This window comes from Vibrio sp. Vb1755, from assembly GCF_033338635.1.
GTDB lineage: Bacteria > Pseudomonadota > Gammaproteobacteria > Enterobacterales > Vibrionaceae > Vibrio > Vibrio alginolyticus.
This window is the reverse complement of record NZ_JAWOTA010000001.1, coordinates 449,930-474,156: the sequence shown is the minus strand read 5'-3', so window position 1 is coordinate 474,156 and position 24,227 is coordinate 449,930. Positions and strand designations below refer to the sequence as shown.

18 protein-coding genes and 1 pseudogene are annotated in these 24,227 nt (G+C 43.8%); 3 read left to right on the top strand and 16 right to left on the bottom strand.

All coding sequences use genetic code 11. The annotated features are described in order from the left end of the window. Positions 1-687: 687 nt before the first annotated feature. The 6 genes and pseudogenes from R7E00_RS25415 to R7E00_RS02040 form a co-directional block, all read right to left on the bottom strand. A pseudogene (locus tag R7E00_RS25415) lies at positions 688-1,255 on the bottom strand (DUF4150 domain-containing protein); the annotation flags it as partial. Between the two features lie 147 nt (positions 1,256-1,402). Beyond that, positions 1,403-2,194, bottom strand: coding sequence for a type IVB secretion system protein IcmH/DotU (icmH, locus tag R7E00_RS02060; RefSeq protein WP_005373354.1), 792 nt, complete (start codon positions 2,192-2,194; stop codon positions 1,403-1,405). Beyond that, positions 2,191-3,516: a type VI secretion system baseplate subunit TssK gene (tssK, locus tag R7E00_RS02055; RefSeq protein WP_005373357.1), complete on the bottom strand. Its 1,326-nt coding sequence runs from the start codon at positions 3,514-3,516 to the stop codon at positions 2,191-2,193. The genes icmH and tssK overlap by 4 nt, the downstream gene beginning before the upstream one ends. 11 nt (positions 3,517-3,527) lie before the next feature. After that, complete coding sequence (gene tssJ / locus R7E00_RS02050) at positions 3,528-4,028, bottom strand: type VI secretion system lipoprotein TssJ (protein ID WP_005386118.1); 501 nt, start codon at positions 4,026-4,028, stop codon at positions 3,528-3,530. Further along, the gene (locus tag R7E00_RS02045; protein WP_262606345.1) at positions 4,021-5,514 is read right to left on the bottom strand and encodes a type VI secretion system-associated FHA domain protein; all 1,494 of its coding nucleotides are present in this window, start codon (positions 5,512-5,514) and stop codon (positions 4,021-4,023) included. The genes tssJ and R7E00_RS02045 overlap by 8 nt, the downstream gene beginning before the upstream one ends. A 9-nt stretch (positions 5,515-5,523) precedes the next feature. Continuing rightward, complete coding sequence (locus R7E00_RS02040) at positions 5,524-6,123, bottom strand: hypothetical protein (RefSeq protein WP_053307569.1); 600 nt, start codon at positions 6,121-6,123, stop codon at positions 5,524-5,526. A gap of 503 nt (positions 6,124-6,626) precedes the next feature. Between R7E00_RS02040 and R7E00_RS02035 the strand changes: the two genes are divergently transcribed. The 3 genes from R7E00_RS02035 to R7E00_RS02025 are packed head-to-tail and all read left to right on the top strand — an operon-like array spanning position 6,627 to position 11,841. Continuing rightward, positions 6,627-7,940: a type VI secretion system ImpA family N-terminal domain-containing protein gene (locus R7E00_RS02035; RefSeq protein ID WP_005386112.1), complete on the top strand. Its 1,314-nt coding sequence runs from the start codon at positions 6,627-6,629 to the stop codon at positions 7,938-7,940. Positions 7,941-7,967: 27 nt separating this feature from the next. Continuing rightward, positions 7,968-11,357: a type VI secretion system membrane subunit TssM gene (gene tssM / locus R7E00_RS02030; protein ID WP_262606346.1), complete on the top strand. Its 3,390-nt coding sequence runs from the start codon at positions 7,968-7,970 to the stop codon at positions 11,355-11,357. Between the two features lie 31 nt (positions 11,358-11,388). Then, positions 11,389-11,841, top strand: coding sequence for an Lrp/AsnC family transcriptional regulator (locus R7E00_RS02025; protein WP_005373369.1), 453 nt, complete (start codon positions 11,389-11,391; stop codon positions 11,839-11,841). 54 nt (positions 11,842-11,895) lie between these two features. Here R7E00_RS02025 and tssG read toward each other — a convergent pair whose 3' ends face one another. The 10 genes from tssG to R7E00_RS01975 form a co-directional block, all read right to left on the bottom strand. Continuing rightward, complete coding sequence (tssG, locus tag R7E00_RS02020) at positions 11,896-12,894, bottom strand: type VI secretion system baseplate subunit TssG (RefSeq protein WP_005373373.1); 999 nt, start codon at positions 12,892-12,894, stop codon at positions 11,896-11,898. Further along, the gene (gene tssF, locus R7E00_RS02015; RefSeq protein WP_262606347.1) at positions 12,891-14,639 is read right to left on the bottom strand and encodes a type VI secretion system baseplate subunit TssF; all 1,749 of its coding nucleotides are present in this window, start codon (positions 14,637-14,639) and stop codon (positions 12,891-12,893) included. Before tssF ends, tssG begins: the two co-directional genes overlap by 4 nt. Positions 14,640-14,649: 10 nt before the next feature. Next, positions 14,650-15,060 (bottom strand): type VI secretion system baseplate subunit TssE, encoded by a 411-nt coding sequence (gene tssE / locus R7E00_RS02010; protein WP_262606348.1) that lies wholly within the window; start codon positions 15,058-15,060, stop codon positions 14,650-14,652. A 61-nt stretch (positions 15,061-15,121) separates the two neighbouring features. Next, a complete protein-coding gene (tssC, locus tag R7E00_RS02005) occupies positions 15,122-16,597 on the bottom strand; it encodes a type VI secretion system contractile sheath large subunit (protein WP_005373378.1) in 1,476 nt (491 codons plus the stop codon). Between the two features lie 8 nt (positions 16,598-16,605). Continuing rightward, positions 16,606-17,112, bottom strand: coding sequence for a type VI secretion system contractile sheath small subunit (gene tssB, locus R7E00_RS02000; protein ID WP_005373381.1), 507 nt, complete (start codon positions 17,110-17,112; stop codon positions 16,606-16,608). A gap of 26 nt (positions 17,113-17,138) precedes the next feature. Further along, complete coding sequence (gene tssA, locus R7E00_RS01995) at positions 17,139-18,713, bottom strand: type VI secretion system protein TssA (RefSeq protein WP_182015866.1); 1,575 nt, start codon at positions 18,711-18,713, stop codon at positions 17,139-17,141. Further along, a complete protein-coding gene (locus R7E00_RS01990) occupies positions 18,700-20,700 on the bottom strand; it encodes a serine/threonine protein kinase (RefSeq protein ID WP_017633758.1) in 2,001 nt (666 codons plus the stop codon). Before R7E00_RS01990 ends, tssA begins: the two co-directional genes overlap by 14 nt. Before the next feature lie 237 nt (positions 20,701-20,937). Beyond that, complete coding sequence (locus R7E00_RS01985; protein ID WP_262606349.1) at positions 20,938-21,882, bottom strand: hypothetical protein; 945 nt, start codon at positions 21,880-21,882, stop codon at positions 20,938-20,940. Further along, a complete protein-coding gene (locus tag R7E00_RS01980; protein WP_262606350.1) occupies positions 21,875-22,867 on the bottom strand; it encodes a DUF2169 domain-containing protein in 993 nt (330 codons plus the stop codon). The genes R7E00_RS01985 and R7E00_RS01980 overlap by 8 nt, the downstream gene beginning before the upstream one ends. Then, positions 22,848-24,173: a hypothetical protein gene (locus R7E00_RS01975; protein ID WP_042523526.1), complete on the bottom strand. Its 1,326-nt coding sequence runs from the start codon at positions 24,171-24,173 to the stop codon at positions 22,848-22,850. Before R7E00_RS01975 ends, R7E00_RS01980 begins: the two co-directional genes overlap by 20 nt. Positions 24,174-24,227 lie beyond the last annotated feature (54 nt).

The window sequence follows — 24,227 nt, the reverse complement described above, 5'->3', positions numbered from 1 at the left end:
GAAGTGCTTGTTTGAAGTGGTTAAGTGCTTTTTTATAACCGTTTATACCCTCTTCAACAGAACTCAACGATCTTGCAGAAGCTTGGCTTTGTATGAAATCTAAACGACCGATGATTTCACTGTTTAGCTCATCGATGTATGAACAGATTTGATTGTTTATCAACGTCCATAAAACAAACTGCAAATACTTCACAGTATTCCCAGTCCCTAAAAAGCGAAGCTTCGCTAATAATTCATAGGGAGGCTCAAACACATCAGCTTGATATAAGACTCTCAATATATCGCCATTTTCGTGCACTTGCTCCAAGAGCAGTTCAACTAAAGGTTCATATTTCTCTAGCGCAGTAGTATCAGTTTGGATGTGATAAAGTGCCGAAACATAAGCATCAGAAAAATCTTTAGAGTGATTTTGACTAATCGCATAAGGAGACGATATACGGCTTTGCTCTAACACAATATCTTTAAAGTCATCATCACTGAAGGATGGGGACATCAATATGCCCCAGTCATTAGCAACCCCAACACGATCTTCCCAAAATGGCGAGCGGCGACCTGCTACAAACGTACAAAAATCATTCGGATCAGGGTAAGTTTCCGTAACAATATTTTCAGCTAAAGATTGGTTCGGGGTGTAAGAGTCTTGAGTTTCGCTGAGCACTAACCTGCATTCTTTTAGAGCGAGACCATTAACAGATGCTTTTCCGCTAGAATCCAGCACTCCACTCCCAATGACAGCACCTGAAGGTTCGACTAAAGAAAATTGTGCATTAGAGTAAGGGAGCCCATTTGGATATTTGCATTCTATATCCAGCGTATACGTCCCTTCCTGCTCTTCACTCACAGAAACCGATGGGTTTTGTGCGCCGCCAAGACACACAGTGTTGGCTTTGTTCATGGTCATTTGATCGGACAGGCGACATACGCCCTTACCTTCAAATTTAACCGTTGGTGAGGCTGAAATGAATTTTGCTTCAGCTTCTATCGTGCCAGAGGAAACGCCTTTTCTGTCACCGCCCGCATCGCCGGTACTTTTTGAGAACGTACTGCCCTTGATAGCGACACTGTTACCGCCATCCATAGAGACTGTCGTAGTCCCACCAGCAAGGTCTGCTGATTTAGCATTGTTGCCATAAGGGATAGGGACGACTGGCTTGCCGACCTTAGTTAAACAAACATCTGGGAGCGTTGCATTCGCTTCACCACCTGAGCCTTTATGAACTATCGAAAGTCCATTCGCACCAACTGTTACGCCCATAACCAATCCATTTGAATTTTATTGATTGAATGATAAAAGAGATCGCAAACTGCAACCTCTCTAAATGACTAGTGAATTTCACTAAAAGACCAGTGATATTCACAACAAGCCCTAAAACTGGCAGAAGATCTCATTTTAGATCTCTGGTTATCTATACATTTCAAGCAGTTGCTGAAATTTTAAGTCTATGACGATGTAGGTTGCCGCATACATAAGCGCAAACGTCATCGCACTAAGACTTAAGATCAGCTTGGGTGAAATTACCCTTTTTAACGGCTTCTTTAGATATTTAGCTTTAAGGTTGATTAAAGAAACTTTTTCTTGTTCTGCTAGGCGGTCATCTCGCACTAATCGATAAATGGTGCTGCCAATTTCCGCTAACTTTTCGTTGCCACGCTCTTCACGGCCGTACTTGCCTTGGAAACCAAGTTGAAGCAATAAATAGAGAAACTCTATAACGTGACGGTATTTGCGAGGGTCGGCTTTTAAGCGGTCGAGAATAACGAAAAACTTGTCACCACCAGATGTTTCGTTGTGGAATTCAGACAGTAAGCTGTTCTGGCTCCAGTGACTATTTGCCCCCCACTCTTGTCGACAAACAGATTCATCAATCGCCGCACACAAGCAGTAACGAATAACAAGAACCGAAGCACGATCGAGCTCCATTTCATTAAGTTTTCGTTCACCTTTTCGAATCTCACGTGCCACTTGTTCACGAAATGGCATCGGGTCATCAAGCCAAGGGATCGAAGACATACAAGACAGACTGGCGATCAACCATGAGAACTGGTCCACTAGCGGGTTAATACCCATGTTGTCGATAGATAGATCTTGTACTGCGATGTTTCTCGACAAGTCAGGCGCTGGCATTACCTCCATTGGTTTGCCAGGCTCTGGTTGAAATAAGACTACGGTGACGTCGGTTTCTGCGTAACTCATAGACGAACGGCCCAAAGTTGCAATGATAAGTTAGCGAAATCGCCCGCAACGTGAATCGCAATCGCAGCAGTGTTCTTCAATGCCATCCACTCTTCGCCCGTTTTATCGAGCTCGAAATAGGTGTAGCCAGCGTGATACGGCAGCGCGCGTGGCACAACTGGCATTGGTTTGATCTCAATCCCAGGCAGTTGAAGGTTAATCAAGTCACGTATGTTATCGATAGAACCGATCTTCGTTTGGCTGACAAACTGGGTATGCAGAACATCCAAGGTCACGTCGGCTTTAACTGCGAGGATAAAGGTTGTCGTATCAATGATCTTATTGTCAGGGATTGCTGCCGTTCTGATGCCATAGTTCTGATCTTTTAAGGTCAGTGGAATTGCTCTTTGCTCAGACATCACGCTCAATGTCATTTTCGCACTGTCTAGGACGCGAGAAAGACAGCTAGTAAGATCACCATGATTGTACTTCGTAAACTCAATAGGTCGGCGTGTCGTTGAGCACAGCGTCGAAAGCTCACCCTCTGCCTGAAGAAGAATTCGATACAAAGACTCAGGATGCACAGCTTCTGTGCTGGCGAAATGCCAAAACAAGGGTTCGTATCGGTTGAGCGCTTGCAATAGCATAAAGTCAGAAACCGATGATACACCTTGTTGATCCACCACCCCTAATCGCTGGACTATCGATTCCGCGCGATGCTTCAACATAGAAGCAAACTCGGTCGCAAATTTACTCAGTACTGTCGACGCATGAATATCGATACAGGTAGGAATGAAACTATCATCTAAGATCACGCTGCCATCAGGCTTCACTTCTGAGATCTTTAAGATCGGAATAGACGTGTAAGCACTCTTATCTTCATGATCGTACATTAAGCAAAAGTTAAGCTTACCGACGACGATATTTGCCATGTCTTCCGAATCATAACAAGCGTCAACCGCTTCTTGAGATTCCATCGTATAGCGCGCACCGTCTTTTTTGGTACCAAATAACTCAGAACGTTCCGATGGTAACGGACAGCACAAATAAACGACTTTATCGGCAATCGAAGGATCTACATCTTTCACTTCAGGCAGCTCAGCAAGCAACGGAAGCTCAAATGGTGTCCGGTCTTGTAAAATACCTTCAGCACGAGTAATACCGATTTTACCCAGTGCTAGTAACTGAGAGTTGATTTCTAAACGTTTAATTCCCCAATGCAAAGGCGATGCATTGGCACTCAGTAGGCTCGATAGTTTACTTTGCGAACGATCGAGTTGTTGAAAATGCTGCGGCTTCATGAACATTCCATCTTGCCAAACAACTGGATTGTATAAAGACATGTTTCTATCCCTTAAAAGTAAACCTGTTCAATGCCGCGAGTGTTATCAGAAATTAACTCACTGCCCTCTAACTTGAGCTTGATGTAGTACTCGCTCTTCTCTTCAATAACTTCCACTTTTCGCCATGACGAACCATCAATATCACGAAAAGCCACTGAAAAACCGACGGCACGAGTGTCAGGGTCTAGCGTTAGCATTTCATGAACTTTTCCACCTGGCTGTATTTGATATTCGTAACGTTTGATGTACTCATCACCCAACGACGCTTTATCGCTCTCAAACAAGGCAAAGAAATCTAAGCTTCGGAACAATACTGGCGAACTTAATTCGTGAAGACGGAGAATAACTGGAGATGACTGGCCCCCATTTCTCACATTGAGTACAGGTGATGCCTCAATAACCAATTCAATCGACGAAGTTTCTGGTGTGATACCAGTGGACTCTTTAAATTGATCCCACATGGAACAACCGGACAACATGGCAAATCCGAGTAATACGGCGATACTACGCATGGTTTCCCTTAATCACTTTGTTATAGTTTTTCTTAATCAGCCCTTTTAAGGATGTTTCATTAAGCAGGCGACGATTATTAGTGTAGAAATCTAGGTATTCGGCCCACAGCTTTGACTTAGTTGAGAACAAAGACTGGCTAGCGACCCTGTTAGCAAATGCTACGGGATCGTTCGTTTCTGACTGTTCTAAAATGAGCTCATTCAGTGCTTTGTTAAACATAACTTGGTGGTCGTTCAGCTCATCGAGCATTTGTTCAACCAGTTCATTTGGAGCCAGTAATTGCTGACTATTCAAAGTAAGCATTAGCTCTGCAATGTTCGAGTTAGCCTCACTCGCACTCTGCTCATCTTTTAACGATTCCACTTCGTGCAACTCTTTCTGTAGGTTATCAATACATAAACGCAAGCAAGTACCCATTTGCTTGAATAACTGCGCCTCGTTTGTCATCAACTCTGGGTTTCGAATACCCAAACCATCAAAAAACGCTTGCGCTATATCTTGAGAGCAAACGGCCGCATCAGTATCGACTTGTGCTTTCGTCGTACTGTTTATCGCGTGCCCTGCCGTAGGTATTTGAAGTTGCTGATTAGTGTTAGGAGAAGGCGTAAAAGATTGGGTCATCTCTTCCCATTTTGACCCTGTGTTAGCCTGTTCTACGACCATCTCAGTAACATTATGCGTACGATGTTGTCTTTGAATCGTGCTATCTGGGGCTACCGTGCCAGGTTGCATCACCTCAGCTGAGGCAATATCGGCTCTATGTGCCTTACCGCTTTCTGGCGCTAATGCATCATTGACTGATGCGTTACTCTTGGTTTCCGCAGCCATCCAGTCTTCAGGGATTAGGCTTGGCTGATCGAATTCGGAATATATGCTGAAACTGTCATCGACCACCTGACGCGTGCTTTCCACGGTTCTAGGTTGTTCAGATTCTGTACGCTCATTATCACGAATTAAGTAATCGTCATCTCGCTGCATCGAAAAGTTAAGGTGAGCAACAGGATCATGACAATCAATGTCATCCTGTTTAGTCTCCATAAACAAATCTTCTAAGGCACCGACTTTTTCTTCCTCTTCGACAACCGCATCTCCTAGACTAACCAGAGGATCGCTAGATACTCGCTCAGGAGCAATATCAGCGGCGATGTCTAGTGTTGAGGTAACGTGCTCAAGAGAAACACCAATCTCATATTGCCCTAAAGAAATGATGTCGCCATCAACTATCACAACGGGTTGATTTTTCAGTATTTTATTCCCATTTACCATTGTGCCGTTAGTTGATACGTCACTTATATAGTAGGTATCTCCATACACGCTGAGCAAACAATGAGTGCCCGATATAAAGCGGTTGTGATCGGCTAAAGACACGCTACAGCTTGGGGAACGACCTATCGAACCACCACTTTCAGGCATTTCAATATTCTTTGCACCGGTGTATTCCTCTGGACACTTTGAGATAAATAAAACTAGCTGATTTGAGTACATTTACGAACCTCAAAAGAGCAAAGAAACTGATAGTTCAAGCCCACCAATTCCATCATTTACAACCGGAAGGATATAAGAGGCCTGCGGGATAATTTGTATATGGGCGTCAGGATTACTGCCTAACTTTATAGCAGTACCAAGGGTCACAACCGCACCTAACTCAAACTGGTCGATGTCTTCAACACTCTCATAACGATAGCCCTCTTGGTCTACTTGCCAGCGATTAGAATATTGCGAGTAACCGACAGACAAGCCCGCACCAACATATGGCGTGAAAACACTCCAAGAAGTCAACGCATATTGAGGAACAACACGAAGTTCATAGTTCGTCGCTTCTTGATATAAGCCGTTTGCTGGCGCTTCAATGTCTTCTGCTAGATAGTTTAGCCCTAACCACCAACGCCAACGGTTATTGTTTTCATCAATAGGACGAGTATGAACCAAGCCGAACCTAAGCGTATCCTGCTCACCACTTTTACCTTCATCGTATTTAATGCTATCGATAGTCAACATACTGGTAGAGAGTCCAAATCGCTCCCCTTTTGCCATTACAACAGAAGAAAATAGACACATGGCTGAAATCAGCCCAATTTGACTTGGTTTTAGCATTTCGTCCCTCTAGGAAAACCGATATTCTACTTAGAGGCGAAAGATATCAATTATATTCTCTTTTTCAATAAGCCTAAAAAAACACCTATAATTTAATACATTTCAACTATCAGGTTGGTTGTTTTACCTACAAACAAAAACTAAAGAACCGACTGCAGATTAAGTGACGAGACAGTAAATCTTTCTATTTAAATAGAAGTAACAGAATTTGATTGCTAATTGGACAAAACGTAATCTCCGATAACAATTTAGTTACTTTTTAATCAACGTTCTCATCTTCATATATAAGTTTCTTCTTATAAATAGACTTAACTATTGATATTAATATTATGAACAAAGATCACACTAAAAGTAATTTAATTTCTTTTAATGAATTTTTATTATCTAATCCGCTTATTTTGTCTATAGAATTGCGACAGATGTGCACTGCTTATAATTTAATATAACAGTAGTGAAATCCTATGTAACTTAATACTTCTATATGATCAGTTGGAACTTTCCTTATGTTTTTTACCGACTTCGCTCGAAGACCAATCGATGAAAATAACCCAAGCGGCTCTAATCCTAATGGTTCTGAGGATTTTGACGAAATTAAACGTCAAATAAACAACCTGAATAAAGTCACAGGGAGAGTCTCGTGGAAAACGGTTCAAACACTCTCAAAAAAGATCTTGAGTACCCAAGCGAAAGACCTACGTTGTTGCTGTTACTTTACCGTTGCATCAACCTATAACGACGGCTTAAGAGGCCTTGTTGAAGGGTTAAACTCAATACTTGATGTATGCGTCGTATATTGGTTCAACGCGTATCCAGAGCATTCAAAGTCAAAGGCACGAATGAGCGCTATTGAATGGATGGTAGAGCATACTGAAAAACGAATTAATAAGCATCGGGCGTTACCAGAAGAGCTTCCATTGATAGAGGCAGCACATCAATTATGCTTGAGGATTGAGGAAGAGCTTCGTCTTCATTACGGTATTGAAGCGCCGTCATTAGGTCGCATTCGCCGTATTTTGAATCAATGGATTGAGCAGATAAAAGAACAACAAATTGCGGCTGAGTTACGCGAGAAAAAACAAGCCAACACTAGCGCTCCTGCAGCAACGCAGAAGGCACCTGAAATTAAAGTGAATGTGTCTCCCTCTCCGGCACCGGTGTCATCACCCAACCTAAATAGCCAAGAGAAAGCATCACCGGCAAAGTCTGGTCGATTTATGATCTACTTCGTTATTGGTTTGATTGTTACTGCGATATGTTCACATTTCATGTACGAGCAACAACGTTATCGAACATTGGAACAAAAAATTAATCAAGCTTCACTTAATGAACTTGTAAATTTGGTCGCCTCGTTAGATTACGAAAATAAAAAATATGCTCAGTCATTGAAAACGCAGGCCATTAATCGTGTCGATATTATGATGAATAACTGGTTTTTAGACTCGGCAAAAGTAAGTAACGTCAGCGAGCTCGATAGCTTGACCAATGAATTAATCGCAATCTATCCGGATTCGTCTTCTGCACAGCAGCTACGTCAAAACTTTTTGACACAGAGCGCCCATTTAGAAGACCAGTTTATGGATGTTTATAAGCGATTCTCAGACGCAAGAACGGTGTTTGCCAACGTAGCTAGACAGAATGTAGATAAGAACTCTGAAAAGGCGTACGAATACAGTAACTCGTTATTCCCGCTTTTAGGTCGTATTGAATACGCTGAAAAGTATTCACAGCAAAAGGAAATTGACCGCGCAACCCTTTTACTGAACATCTACCTATATAAATTGAGTCAGCTACAAGCTGAAAAAACTGACAATAAATAACAATACAATTAAAGAAGTTTTAGGCTTATGTTCAAACAAAAACTGTTTAGAAATCCAGTGGTGATTTCTACTATATTGATGTTTTTAGTGGCTGCAATTATCACCACTATTTATCTGCTTTTTCTTGACGAAATCGACCAACTTTATCTTTGGCTGACCCTTGGTGCTATCGCCATTGTTTACGTCACTTTTCAATTCACATTATGGTTGAAGAAAAAGAACAACGCTAAAGCTCAACATTTGGAAACCGAGGAAGAAGCACTTTCTATGGTTATCCAGCCTCTTCTTGCTAACTCAGGCAAGAAACCAATTTACCTGATGCTTGGTAATAAAGGGTCAGGGCGACGTCAATTTTTATTTAATTCTAGTGCAATTAAACCGATGGATCGCACTAGAACCGCTAAGAATGACTTTTTTGAATGGTACGAATCTGACAGCGCTGTATACATCAAACCTGACCAACGCTTAGTGTTCCAGGAAGTATCAAGCAGTGATGCTTCTTTATGGAATACGTTCATTGAAGAAGTTATTCATCATCGACCTCGAAAGCCATTTTCTGGGTGTCTATTCTTCACCGATTTCGAGTTCATGATCGTCTCTGAACCAGAGCAAAAAGAGTACACCATTTCGTCGTTATTGGCGCGCTTGAGTACCATCAACTCTAAAACGTCTTCAGCATTGCCAATCTATTTGATTATGTCAAAGCTAGACAAGTTAGATGGCTTTAAAGAATACATGCACTTTAGCTCTCTCAAGACACGTGTTGAGTTCCTCTCTATCCCACTAAAAGAAGCCAAAGGTGTATTTGCAGAGTACTACCGCGATAGCTATCGAAATCTAGTGAGAGTGCTTGAAAGTAATGCGCTAGATGCATCCGCTAATTCAACGGACATTGATGAGAAACAAGCAATACTCGCTTTCCCTAAGCAGTTTGAACTATGTCAGTCTGAAGTCAGCTATGTGCTTGAGCGTCTATGTGATGTTAACAACGGTGTCTATTCACTAGACATCCGTGAGATTTTCTTTAGTTCGAGTCTGCAAGGCGGTCGCAAGTACAATTTACTTGCAAAAAGTTGTAGTAATTACTTCAACTTACCTATTATCGCGTCAGAGCATACTCAGTTAACAGAAACGCCTTATTTCTCTCGCTTTCTGATTGATTCACAAATATTGCCGGAAAGCGACTTTGCGGGCGAAAACAAGACCTATCTTCGTCTAATTCAGAGACAAAGCCGTTTGGCAATACTCGGCTCTATTATCCTGCTTACTGGGGGCAGTTACTTCTTTTTCACGACATTAGACAGTAACTTACATGTGATGAATCAACTCTTGAGTATCGATGACAAATCACAAATGGAGCAAGATGCAAGATTCGATGAGCTTTTAGCGAAGGCGACGAAAGCAATAGAGCCTTCTTATGGGGCGTGGCTTAAAGGTTCTAAGGCTTTGGATGAAGAGATATTACCACTCAACATTAGCCGTTTGGATCAAAGCACTCGCATCGCTTACGAAGCTTTACTTAAGGACGTTGCTCAACAGTTAATACCTCTTATTGAGAAAGGTTACCGTCTACAACTGACACAAAATCAGAACACTTTTACACGCGCTTTACCTCTATTGAAGGGGTATCTAATGCTAAACGATCCAACAAAGCGTGATATCCGTTTTTTGCGTCATCAAACTCTCCAAATGATGAACGATTTAAGCAACCAAAGTGACGTCGTCAATCAGGCGATGCGCTATTTGGACGCTTACTTTCGCACGCAGTTTGATCCAATTGATATCAATATGGATCTTGTTCGCGCAACACGTCGCTCATTGCTAGCAAATTCGAATGTTGATCTCGTTTATGCAGGCATTTTAAACGAAGCAAATTCGATTGATTTAGGAACCCTAGATCTGCAACGAGCTGTGGGTTTTGAGTTTAGCAATGTATTCAACACACCAATCGATAGTGAACGCTTGATCGTAGATAAGATCTATACCTCCACTGGTTTTAGCACTTTTTATCGACCACGCGTGGACCTAATGTCACAACAAGTCATCAGTGACAACTGGGTTTTAGGTCTGTCACAACACGTTATTCCTACTAGTGAAGAACAAGAAGCCTTCAAAGAGGAAGTACGTAAAAAATATACTGACGACTACATCAGTAATTGGCGCAATGCGCTGAGTGAACTAAAAGTCCAGAACTATGACAATGTCGGCGATCTAACGAACGCGATAGACTTAATCTCGGGCCCTTCTTCACCAATGACAACCGTACTGAAGCAGGTCTATGCCAACACACAATTTTCACCCGTTGGTGAAAAAAATGCTCTGATTTCAAAGCTAGACCCGAAACTCGTGGCAGCGGCAGACTCCGCATCAGACGTAGTAGAGGAAGTAGTTAAGCCTGATTACTTGTTAATGAAACGTGTTGAACAAGCTTTTCACTTATTAAACCAACTTCAGGTCAGTGAAACACCAAACTCCCCTACTCCTTGGGATGAGACCGTAACAGCGTTAAGCCGTGTTCGCACGTATATGAAAGACATCGCTGATGCACCCGACCCGCAAATGGCGGCGCTAGCGGCAGCTCAGCATCGAATGAACAGCAGTGAAGCTGACCCATTAATAAAACTTAAACAAATTGCCCAAAAATCACCGGAACCCGTTCGTAGCTGGTTGTTAGATGTGGTTCAACAAAGCTGGTCAGTCATGATTAAAGAGTCCGCTAAAGGCATTCAAACCCAATGGTACAGCGAGATTTACACCAAGTTTAAAGAGATAGGGCTAGGACGATACCCATTTGATCTAACAGCGACCGAGGAAATCTCAATTGAAGATTTTGAATTACTGTTTGCTTCAGGTGGCTTGTTAGACACATTTATTCAGAAAAATTTTGCACCGTTCTACGATACCAATTTGTGGACGCCAAAACAGGTGGATGGCGAGACGATGCCAATCTCTCCGGCTCTGTTAGTGCAACTGCGTAACTATAACGTTATTCGAGACACATTAATTAATAAAAGCACTAACCGCGTTCATATTCCGTTTAGTGCAAGAGTACTCGATCTTGATTCTAGTGCGATTAGAGCGAGCTTAAAAATTGCAGATACCAATATAAGTTACTACCACGGTCCAAGCCGCATTCGTGAAATGGCATGGCCACCGCAAAATGGTGACTTCAATATTAGTATCACACTCCAGGATGTAACCGATGAAGGCAGACAGCACGTTTTAAATAAGAGTGGTCAATGGGCGATATACAGATTGCTAGGTGACTCGACCTTGACAAACACTCATAACGGCAGCTTTGTCAGTGACATAAAAGTGTCAGGGAGGGACTTGAGCTTACGCATCACTCCGTTGACACAGAAAAACCCATTCACTCTTGCTGAGCTGTATAACTTTACGCTCCCAGAGTCGATTTAATAACAATATAAAAACAAAATAGGCAGAACACATGATTTCAAACATGACTTTACAAGGTTTAGATAAATTGGATCGAAAAATACTTTCAAGTCTATTGTCGAATGGGCGAGAGTCGATTGCGAATCTATCCCGAAACATTGGTTTGTCTCGAACAGCAGTAGCAGAAAGAATTAATCGTTTAGAAAAGACCGGTATTATCAAAGGCTATACCGCACAGATTCGTGTAGAAAATGAAGGGCGAAAAGCCGCTAGTTATCTACTGATCTCTTGTGAAAAGGGTAAGAAGAATGATGTAACGAATGCACTTAAAGAAATTCCTGAGGTTCGCTTAACGAGCGTTGTTGGTGGCAACTTTGATATTATTGCCCTAATTGAAGCGCCCGACCTGCAGTCTATTCATCATCTTTGTAATGAAATTGAATCATTTAACGGCATTCAAAGGCTTGATACTACCGTTGTACTGCATCAGCCGATCAGTCGTTAAGCTTTTCTGACCTCTTCGAGGAAAACATAAAGGGCCGCTCGTTGAGCGGCTTTCTTATATGCTTCCGATAAGTCGAATTTTGGCGTCTTTATCACCTGGGTTACCAAGCCAGAACGTTTGACCTAGTTGGTTCCCTTCTCCATTACCCAGTTTGTTTTCTGGAATACTGTCTAGGTTAACTGTCAACTTTAGGTCCCACGACATTGGGTCACGCAGAATAAAGCGCATCAAGCCCACCAGCGTCTTATGTAACTCACCATCGTAGGAAAACTGCTTAAACGTTTCAAAATCAATGTTGTCGATACACAAGTTAAACTTGCCGTTCAAATCCGCAATGCTTTGTCCCAAGTGTAAGCTTTGCCCCAATACACAATTGGAACGATTGAGTTTGTTACGCTGGCTTTCTGCAATCTCGACCCGCCGATAAACCCATTCTTCGATTCGCACATTCGGCAGTGAAAAGTAGTGCGAAACAATACCGGAAATAAGCTTGGGTGAACGTGTACGCGTAGATAACTGGTTCACGTAAGACAGAACTTTCGCTCGATCTAACTCCGCGACTTCACAATCTTGCATAACGCTAGAAAGACCAGCCAAATGCAGTATGCGCCCAGAAAACGCATCGCTCGCCCCGCTTTTGTACTGCACGTGATATCGGTATTTCTTCCAAACACGATACAGTAAGCTTGTATAGCGGTTGTGGAAAAAGTCGAAGAAATCCTTCACTGGGTTATCATCGGGATCACGACCGACGAGTTTCTCAGTGTAAGACGCAGGTAGGGGCGAGCTTGAACCATGCAAGCCAAGAAAGTTCGTCTCAATACGTGAATATTGCTGTCCGTTTCTTTCCATATGAGTAATAAAGTCCATATCACTCTTTGGAAAGCACAGGTTTGGCGACACGCTGAACTCAATTCGCTCTTGGTGAAAGTATTTGTTCTCGCCCACGGCAACAAAGTTTGAGTTTGGCTCCAACTGGTAGTGTTTCTCCAACAGCAACACCGCTTGGTAGAAACTAAACTCATTCGACTTATCAGAAAGTGTGTTAATCATAGTATCGTCTGCTGCCCGATTAGGCTTGCCCAGTTGTAAACCTCGCCCGTCGCTTCATCGAACACCTCTAGTTCGGTAAAGGAGTTCACACTCGAATATAAACGGATAAATTCATTCAATACCGTGGCCATAAGGAACATATCGCCTTCATTTACGAAGAACTTAGAGTCCGTCACGAGCTTGAATTGGTTACCACGCACAGATACACCACGAAATACGCGATCGATTGGTTTCATCTCTGAAGAAATAATGCCATCAAGTCGATGAATCGACGCGCGGTGGGCTTGTCTATCGACTCGAGAGTGGAAGTCGTAAGTCGAGAGCAACACTTTCAACACATCGATATTGGCCAAAGACAAGTAGTTGAGCGACATGTTGGCAATCAACTGCCATTGAAGTTCACCATTAACCTGAGGACTTACTGACTGTGTTGGCTTAGTAATGTTTTTAAACGTCGCATACGTTGGCGATTTGTGCGTCGCGTAAGTGATGTCTCCTACTGACAGGCGCTCCGCTAAGTCCGCGTTACTGCATTGCAGTTTCATCAATACGGTTTCTGTCCCTAAATCCGCAATGTCGCCATTGTGAGTATGGAATGAGATATAGCGCTCTAACCCTCTTCCGCTTACTCGCTCGCCCACTTTGGATTTGTAGAACTCTCGCTTATCACGCTGGTTGATTTGGTGCTCAAACGATTCAAATTCAATCAGTGGTTTTCGGCGACGCTCGTCTTTACTCCAGCTCTCCACTTGCTCAATGGAATAAACCTCGTAATGCTCTTGAATGTTACTTTGTGGACGCACCTTGTACTCGTTTCGTCGATGCTCTAAACGGATTGGATCGCCGTCTTTTTCAAACAAGTTAACGGCAGGTGTGCAGTGCAACCTTAAGTGTTTATCTTTAAGCACCACCTCTGAAGGCAAAGCACGCTTAAAGTGGAATTTGATTTTGACCGTACTGCGCTGTGGAATGCCTTTTAGCCACTCTAAGCCTTTAATGTCGAAGAACATGAACTTATCTGGCAAAGAGAAGAATTCTTGCAGCAAACGGTAGCCTGCAAAGGAATTCTTGCTGTAAGGCAACAGCGCCTCGTCCTCTTCATGCCCGACTGGCTTAACGTATTCTGGCCCTAAACGATGTTTGTAGCCGCCACCAACATCCAACTCGACGTGATCTAGATAACGGAACAGCCATAAGAAGACAGTGCGAGTAATATGAATCTCACCATGCAGGTGCAATCGCAGCGTGTCTAAACCTATCCGAGACAGCTCAAGGCCATGCTCCGTCGATAACGTCACATCAATCATCGAGCTGGTGCGGCTGTTAGTTTGTTCGATGTTAGTAATCGTAATTGGGTATAGATTGACGTCATAACAAGTACGGAACAAACACTGCGTGCCTTCTACCTGCTCGCTGGCCATTTCCGCACCACGTTTCACCACGGTTTTCTCAGTAACACTTCCGGTATGCGGTTTTAGTTCGCTAATACACAAAGACGGGATCGAACGCATGTAATGTGGCCACAGCAAAGTCATCAGAGATTGCGTTAGCTCAGGAAGTTCATCGTCAATCTTTTCGCGGATGCGTCCGGTCAAAAAAGCAAAACCCTCCAGCAGTCGTTCGACATCTGGATCAAAAGTTCCTTCAGAGAGAAAATGAGTTAACTTCGGATGATATTTGGCAAACTCACTACCTGACTCGCGTAAATACGTGAGTTCATCTTGAAAGTATTTACTGTTACTCAAGTGGCACCTACTAAACGTTAAATTGGCCGTCGGTTCCCATGTAGACATCGATCGACATTGGGACTTTACCGCCGTTATGGGAAACTTCGCCGCGAATACCAAAGCCGAGTTGTAATGGGTTATGGTGGTCTTCACGGTAGTGAACCTCGACATTCAGCAGTCGGGGCTCAAAGCGTTCTATGGTTGACGTGATGTTTTTTTGAATATGGCGAACGAGGTTCGTGTTGTTAGAAAGTACGTCGTTAAAATCTGGCAGACCATACTCATTGTCGATCATTGCGTTGCCGGAATGCGTATTCAACAAGTCAGCGAGATGCGAGTGAACGGATTCAATCAAATGCTTATGAGACACCACTTTCTCGTAGCAGTTTTTTGGTTCTCCTAGCTCGATCCGCTCTAAAAGACGGTAACCTTTTTCCATATGCGGTCCTACGAAAAAAGCAGCCAGTCTTCACTGGCTGCTTGATGGTTTCAGTAATGGGTTATTGGTCTAGTTTACCAACTAGAGACAAGTCGAAGCTTGCGCCCATGTACTTGAAGTGAGGACGTACAGACATCGATACTTTGTACCAGCCTGGATCGCCTTCTACGTCTGATACTTCAACCTTCGCAGCGCGAAGTGGGCGGCGACCACGAACTTCCGCTGGCGGGTTCTCTTGGTCAGAAACGTATTGACGAATCCACTTGTTCAGTTCGATTTCTAGGTCAGAACGCTCTTTCCAAGAACCAATTTGCTCACGCTGTAGCACTTTGATGTAGTGCGCTAAACGGTTGATAATGAACATGTAAGGAAGCTGAGTACCTAGCTTGTAGTTCATCTCGGCTTGTTTGCCTTCAGGCGTGTTCGCAAACACTTTTGGTTTTTGAACAGAGTTTGCAGAGAAGAACGCCGCATTGTCAGAACCTTTACGCATGGTTAGCGCAATGAAGCCTTCTTCCGCTAGCTCGTACTCACGACGGTCAGAAACCAGGATCTCGGTTGGGATCTTAGTCTCGATTTGACCCATAGCTTCAAAGTTGTAAACCGGTAGATCTTGTACAGTACCACCGCTTTGAGGACCAATAATGTTCGGACACCAACGGTACTTAGCAAATGATTCACTGATCTTAGACGCCATCGCGTACGCTGAGTTGCCCCATAGGTAGTTATCATGGCTGTCTGTCACTTGCTCATCGTAGTCAAACGCCTTGATTGGGTTATCTTCAACAGAGTAAGGCGTACGTAACATAAAGCGAGACGTACATAGACCTAAATAACGTGCATCTTCGTGCTCACGCAGACCACGCCATTTCGCGTACTGTGGGCCTTCGAATACAGACTTAAGATCTTTTAGGTTTGGCAGCTCTTCGTAGCTGTCTAGACCAAAGAATTTAGCCGATGCCGACGTGATGAATGGTGCGTGAGACATTGCACCTACGTTCGCCATATATTCCATCAGTTTGATGTCAGGCGACGAAGCAGACATAGCGTAATCACAAATGACGGCGCCAACAGGTTTACCACCGAACTGGCCGTATTCACGTGTGTAGATTTGCTTGTACAGGCCAGACTTCACCACCTCTGGAGCGTCTTCGAAGTCATCAAGAACTTCGTCTTTCTTCGCAGAGATCAGTTCGATTTGAATGTTCTCGCGGAAGTCAGTGTGATCAACCAGGTACTTGAGGCCACGCCACGTTGATTCAATCGCTTGAACTTCTTCGTTATGAAGAATTGCATCAACTTGCTTAGACAATTTTTGGTCGATTTCAGAGATCATCAGATCAACCAGAGATTGGTCGACTTTCTCTGTGTTCGAACTGCTTAGTAGCTCACTGATGAATGCTTCTACGCCGCGTTTTGCAACGTCAAAACCTTCATCACTTGGCTTTAAACGTGTTTCGTTAAGAATGCTATCCAGAAGTGAGCCTGATTCAACTAAGGCTGCTTCTTGTTCTGGCGCTTGTGCTTCTGCAGACATGATATCCCTTACTCTTCTTTCGCGTCTTGGTCGTTGCCAATGCTTAGTTCATCCAACAGTTTCTTTCTCGCTTCTTCATCTTGAAGAACCGATGCGATCTTCTTACGGAACGCAGGAACATTTCCTAGAGGACCTTTCAGTGCAACCAAGGCTTCGCGAAGCTCAAGTAGGCTGTTTAGTTCAGGTACACTTTTCGCGATCGCTTCAGGAGAGAAGTCCTTCATATTTTGGAACGTCAGATCAACACCAATCTGGCCGCCTTCTTCATCAGAAAGACGGTTTTCAACGTTGACTTTAACGTTTGGAGACATGCCCTCTAGCACTTCGTTAAAGTTGTCTTTGTCGATGTTAATTGGAGTACGTTCTTCAATTGGTGTCTCATCTGCACGCGCAGTAAAGTCGCCAACTACCATCATGCTTAGCGGCAGCTCTACGTCTTCTTGCGTATCGCCAGTTGCTGGAACATAACGGATATTAATTCGCTCTTTAGGAGCCACCGAGCCGTCACGTGACATAATTCGTTCCTTATCTAACTCTTTAATTAGTCGTAAATTGCTTTCCACTCTTCATACTTCTCAGGTAGAAGATCCTTGCTTCCAAATAACCGATGGAGTGTTTTTCGAATTAGGTCTTCTAACTGTGACGATAAGTGGGGTTCCCAGCTCGCGAGATTAAACGCTTTTTGTACTTCCCACCCCTTCTCAAGATACGGCAAACACAACGGGTATAATCCAACAGACTGGTAAGCTGCTATCAATTGTAAATACAGCATGAACTGCCCACGTCCCGAGCTATCCAGCTCAAGTTTGCGGGCAAGCTCTGCGGCACATTCCCCTAGATTTTCTAGAGTGATATCCTCCACTGGCAGCGAGTCTTCCTGCGAAATCACAACCGTTTGAACAACGGGTTGAGAAGTCGAAGAAGTAGTATCTTGAGTCGATAACCAGCTCAAGGTCGCTTCATCTGCAAATGGTATAGAATTCTTAAATGAGAGGTGCTCGATGCCCTCTAGTGATTCAACAAAACGCGTCACTTCTTGTTTCACAGCAAGCGCTGCATCATCAAAGCCCAAGTTATTAAGCATCGAATACACGAAGTAATGGCCCGTCAGCCAAAACGGCGCATCCGTTAATGTGCGCTCCAAACGCTTAATGGTGTCGATGTCGCTTTCTTGTTCAGCTTTATCTCGGTATTCCGCTTGTTGATCGGACGACACTGCCAAGCTCAAAGGCGTTTGATTATTTTGGTGGTCGGGTAGACCATCAATGTCATCCCAAGTCAGATGACGATAAATCCGGTAAGCCAGCGGATCACTTGGGTTCGCATGAAGCATGACTTCCGCAACCTTCTTCAAGGTGCGCTTAGAAGCCGTCGGCGAAGAGAAGTCCGTATCGACATCGACTTCTTTTGCTACCGCTTTCTTAACTGGCGCAGGTTTAGGGGCCGGCGGAACCGCCTTCACCGGTGCGGTTTGCACTTCACTCTGCGCTGGCGTTTCTGCGGCGGCAGGCTGCGTAGCTGGTGCAGGCGCCGCTTGTTCGACGTTAACGACTGCTTCATCGCTCTGCTCATCAGCCGCCGCTTGTTGAGATAAAACATTGAGTTGAGTGCGAATCTCAAAGAAATCCGCTTCTGAGTCTTGGTAAACCTCGTCGTACTGGCGCTGCACTTCTTCAATAATCGAAATGCAGTTTGATACCAAATCCCATGACTGAGCACTTTCCGCTAACTTGCTGCTGACCAGTTTAAACTGATGGTTCAACCATTCGACCGCGCCATCTCGACCCCGCTTTCGGGAAGGATACAATTCAACGCCAAAGCGACTTAACGCCTCACTAAGCAGCTTTAGACCTTGTTCAAAGCCTTGCAGACCAAACTCTTCTGTTAGCGCGCGAACGAGGTAACAAATGGCTTTTAAGTCTTTGCTGTGGTGCTCTAGAACTTCGGTCGCGTGCGTTTTTACCACGCTCCAATCTACTGTTTCGCCAAACAAGGAACCGAATTTCTTCACTTCGGACTCCATCATTTCATAGCAAAACTCGTAACGGGCATCGTTTCCCACTGGAGATTCATCAGAAATAGGATTAAGCAGACGATCGATATCAATGTTGGACAAAATTCACGTCTCCTTCAGTCAAGTAATCTCTCAACGCACGCGCTACCGCAATTGCGCCATTTGCTGGCTTAGATAATCGATGGCTCTGCTCTATCGCATCCGACGCCATGCTATCTAGAATTTTCGTGATTTCTGTAAATTTACTTGGTGCATTCCGTTCTAAATCGGCAAGGGATTCATGTAGCTTTTGTTTGTCGTAAACGGATTGCTCCATCACGGTGCTAAACAAAATAAATTCGCTTCTTGCGACGATTAAATCCTTTATTTTTTTGTCTAGTTCTGGCGTATTACCGAAGTAGGCTTTGGCTAATTCAGCTTCTTCAATTGCTTTGGTGTAAAAGTGCGCCTCTGCATGTTTATCGATGGAGTCATTAATATTTTCCATCACAGCCTTTGGTAAGATTTGGTTGTAGAAATAGGCTTGTGACTGGTTTAACAACCATGCCTCTTTCATTTCATTTTCTGCGAGCTTAGCTTCACCATCTAAAATTAAGCGAGCAATCTGCTTATCTCGACTGCCAGCTATGGCAGATACTTTCATGGAATCGATAGACGCGACATTTAATCCAGACATCACTTTAGTCAACGCCTCATCCGCATATGGAAACAGGGCACCGTCACGAACAAGGGTTTCTCGCAAGGTGACAAGCTCTTTACGTAATTCGACTAATGCCATTGGTAAGCCATCCGCTAACGATTGATACGACGTTAACTGAGCCTGTTTTTCTTCATATAAATTCGAGAGGCTTAACTGCTGAGCTTGATATGCTGTTCGATAAGCTACTGTCATATCAATACTCTGAGTAGCTTGAGACAATTCTTCTTTGATTTTCCATGGAGGCTGAGCCAAAAAAGAAGCCGTTTCAGAGGGCGTAATAACGTGAGTTACAGTAGTGACACCTCGGGAAAAAATGGCATCCAATTGATCTTTATTCTGTTGATACAAATAACTTCCTGCTGTTGCCAGCACACTCAACACTAAGCTCGCCTCTAATATTTTAAAGCGACCATACGCCGTTTTATCATTTGGCTTACAGTGTGTAAGCAGCAAGTCCGCGTTACGCAAGCTACTGAAAATTGGTGCGTTAGAATTTGAGCTAATTGATTGCGTATCGATTCGCGCTAACTGTTGAGCAAAAGAAATAGCGGTATAGCCATGCCCTCTTGGTTTGTTGATGACTTCTTTCAGCAATTTCCAAATATGAGCCGGGATCAAAGCCGGACGCTTTCGGTCTTTTAACTGCTTATTCCAAGCATCACCAAATATTGAGCCTAAAAATAGATGTCCAGCGAGCAAAGCGAGAGAGTAAACATCATCTTGCGGTTCCGCGATGCCAGTTTCTATATAAAGAGGGGAAGCGTAGCTCAAGCTTGCCTCTGCGTATGGTTCTGTCTCTCCAATGTAACGAGCAGCGCCGAAATCAATGAGCTTAACGTAATCGCCTTCACTCACTAATACGTTAGATGGTTTAATATCAAGATGGCAGATACCTCTTGTATGCATAAACTCTAGAGCGCCAGCGAGTTGATACACCAACCAAGCGATGTGGTCGTGGCGGAAGCCTTTAGAAGAATGACGCTCCATTTTTTCTGCCAGTGATTCACCTTGGATCCACTCGTACATCAAATATGGGCGTTCGAATTCGTTGCCGATTTTTACAAAGTTAGCCACGCTAGGGTGTTGAGAAAGCTCCAGCCTGCTCGCTTCGTTAATCAACATTTTGCTCGCAAATTCTGGCGAGTCATCATTGATAACTTTGCAACAGATTTGCTTCTCTGGCTGCCCTTTTTTTGCAAGATGGTAAACCGTTGTCTTACCATTTTTAGAAGGAAGCTTGTCTAATACATCAAACTGTGAAAAAAGCACGTACTCAAGCTTCGGCTTATTTTTTTCTGCTAGCCTTTGCTCATTCAGTTTCTTTTTCTCAATAGCTTTAACAACCAACTGATCGATATATCCTTTGGCTGTACTCTGATTATTAGACACTTAGTACTCTTTCATAGAATAAATATTATTAGAATTGAATAATATTTTCTTGAACGTACTTGTATCAAGGTTGGTATTTAAAACAAACAGTAAGCCTATTATTTTAGTTATTATTACTAACTTATTAGACCTTTTTACTTACGCTTTCACTGCATGAGTTATACGCTTTTTCGTGTTACAAACTTCAACCTAATAATATGAGTATATTTTCATTGCCATTTGATCGATGAGTGCCCACTAACATTGCAGTAATTGGAGAACTCCTTTGTCACCATGAAAGTCGAACATTAACAATGTAGTTGGTTGCTTAAAGTGGTGCTCTCTGACCGCAAAGGCAATTAAAGCGAGAGAAGAACAACTACCCATTGTGCCCCACAACTCATTGATAAGCTGCGGTTGTTCTGGGTTCGTGAATCGTTCTGCTTTCGCCCCCAGAGCAAAGCCGTAATCTTCCGAATGCATGCGCAGGTTCGTCATATCGGAATACACTTCACCAAATGAATCGAGCTTTTTACTCGCACGTTGAACAAGTCGAAACATGCCTCTTCGGTCTGAAGTGTTTAATTCCGTATCAATGTAGCCAAGCTGCGCTTGAGGCTTAAGTTTCAATGTTTCTACGGTGTTTTTTCGACAAAGAATTAAACCCGCCCCACCCTCGCTCGGAATAACGCCCCATGGATTATTGGTACTCATTACCATCGCATCGTCGATGAGTGTTTGCATCGAACTCACCAAGGAATCGACACTGATACACATCATAGCATCATATTTATCCAATGATTTCATGGCCTGGAGAACGAAACTGGGCCCACTGGCATGAACAGCATTCACCACAGAGAGAAATTCAGCATAGTTACTTTCACCAAGCCATTCTTGCACCTTTACTAGTGAAACAGACGCAGGCACCGCTATAAGCAAAGGTATTGGTCTCAATGAACGTGGTAACTGTGCTAACAATGAATCAAGCAAGTGGGTGATTAACTCACACGTTTTCTCAGACTGCTCACTTTCTTTGGTGTATTCGATTTTGGCGTAAGTAAAACGCTCGATACCATCATCCCCTACACATTGGTCGAATCTTCCTAAGTCAGCATACGAAACTGCACTAGCAATATCTAAATTCATACCGGTTGGCGTCATCACTTCCATCCCTAGCACGTAACGGCCTGTTGAATTATGCATGCTCGCTTACCTCTTCCAACTTAGTGATGGATGTCGACACCAACAAATGCTCCTTGCCCTGACAAGGAAACGCAGCGGTGTAACTGATTGATATAGTTTTCTTTTCCGCATCAACGAATAAGGTGTACATCGCCATATCAGCTTGATAACTTTGATCTTTGAACGTCGCGATCGCACGGTATTTTTCTTTAGGAATTCGAAATGAAAGCGTGTCATCATGACAAAAGCCACTCATCATCAAACGCTCCCCCCCACGAAGGAAGCCTTTGCACTGTTGATCAATAGGCGCGCTTTGGAAGAACCGCTTATCAAAATCGAGTGGCAACATTGGCTTGCGATTCTCAATCCAATCGTCATCGAACGTGCCGGCCAGCTTCTGGCGCGACTCAAAGAACGGAGGCACTGGCCCGAACCCCGCAACGCGTAGTTTTTTCGCGGCGGCACTCCAGTCCTCTCGGGGATAAAAAATCGAGGGCACTTTCTGTTCAAGCAATTCTTTGTTGGAGTCGGCAACCCCACCACCTATTCGGTTACGTAAATCACCGCCTACCGCGCAAGTGTAATCAATGTCTTTTTCAATAAATGGGACTGGATTGCTCAGCGTGATACTGCCAGCATGCTCAACCCATACGCGTTCCCCGTGAATAGCGAGAGTCTTATCGATATGACCATCAATCAGCACACGACACTCTTGGTATGTCACTGGCTTTTTCGCGTAGCTGCGCGCTTTGCCGTAAACAAGTACATCTGTGTTTTCTTTGGTATACGCGAACTCGTGGTCAACTTTCATCGCAGAGAAGCCTTCTTCGCCCAAATATTGGGGATCATCGAAGATTTCACTTTCACCTAATTCGTGCCAAACCACACCATCGAATTGCCATGTGCGTTTGGCGACTACAACCCAGACTTCATCGCCGTTTTCGTCACGTTGAAAACGACCTTTGAGTGATAGCTCAGGGTACGCCTCAATATCCCATAACTGCATTGCTATTCCTTAAGTTGAATCGTTCGCTCGCAGAAGGTGCGGCCTTTAAATTGTTAAAGTTCCAGTCTTGTTGATGAATCGGCATTGCCATATCCCAAGGCACGTAGGCTCTGGATTGAATACAGAGTTGACGCCATAGCCAATCGCGGAACAGCACATCAACGTTAGAATCTTGCATCGCAGCTAACGTAGACTCGAAGCTCAATGCGTAACCCAAGCGGCTTGGTAGATTTTGGATATATTTTTCATCTTCCACCCACTCATTGAGCAGATCGACAATCTCTTCCCATTCATACTCGACACCAACATCTTGCGGATTCAGAGGAAGAAGCTTTCCGTAGACGACATACAAGGCTTGAAGCCAAATTTCACCCTCAGCTTCACCTTCCTCCAGACTTTCCAAGTGCTCGATGATTTGGGGTACCAGTTTCCAATCACCACCCAGCGCAAAATCAACAGGTGCTAATGAAGAAGAGATATCAAACGCCTCAAACTCTTTTAACTCAAGTAACTTGGCATAAGTGAGCACTTGCGCTGATGGTAATCCATTTGGTTCGATGCCAAAGCACTGACGGAGCCAAGTGCCTCTGTCACGTTTGGTAATCAAACGTTCAAATAGATATTGTTCGCTGCCTGCATTGTCATTGAGCCAATCAATCCCCTCTTTCACGTCTTGTAAAGCGAGCAGTGGCAAAGCAACATGAGAGCTAATGATGCTGGCTTTGTGCCAGCGCTTGATGAGAGAAACACTTAATGTTTGACGTACACGTAAGCATTCAAAGTAAAACGCACTGGATGTCGCATTACCCTCAATAAGCTCCGAAAGCGTGCTATCCATAGATTCAACCGGAGATTGTACGGCAATGACCATTGCGGTTTTAGCGTCAATATCTTCGAGTAAACTCAAGCCGCACAAAAGGTTATCCAACGCTGAGCCCAACTCGCCTTGTAGCATCAGCCAGCTGTAGATTTCTGGCTCCTGGCCTCTTAACTGATGAATCAACCCCGGTGCTAACCGATAAAACGACAAGTACACCTGCTTCAGTTCTTCAATTTGGCGTTCAATCAGCTTGAGATACGCCAACTCACGACTTGGATAACCCCTTTTGTGAATTTGAACTCGCTGCCTGATTAAAAAACCGATACTTTCAGAAGCAATGGACAGCTTTTCATTACAGAAATCCAGCCATGTTACTGGCAATTGGGAAAGGTCGTTCACAGCGCGCTCAGCTTTTGCTAACGCGCCTTCGACTTCTTGATTGGTTATGGGTGCCTTTAGGTGCTCGACACCGATTCTTTGTCGCATCTAGTTATCCGTTATTAGCGTGCCATAACGCGATTGCAATTAGTTAATACAAAG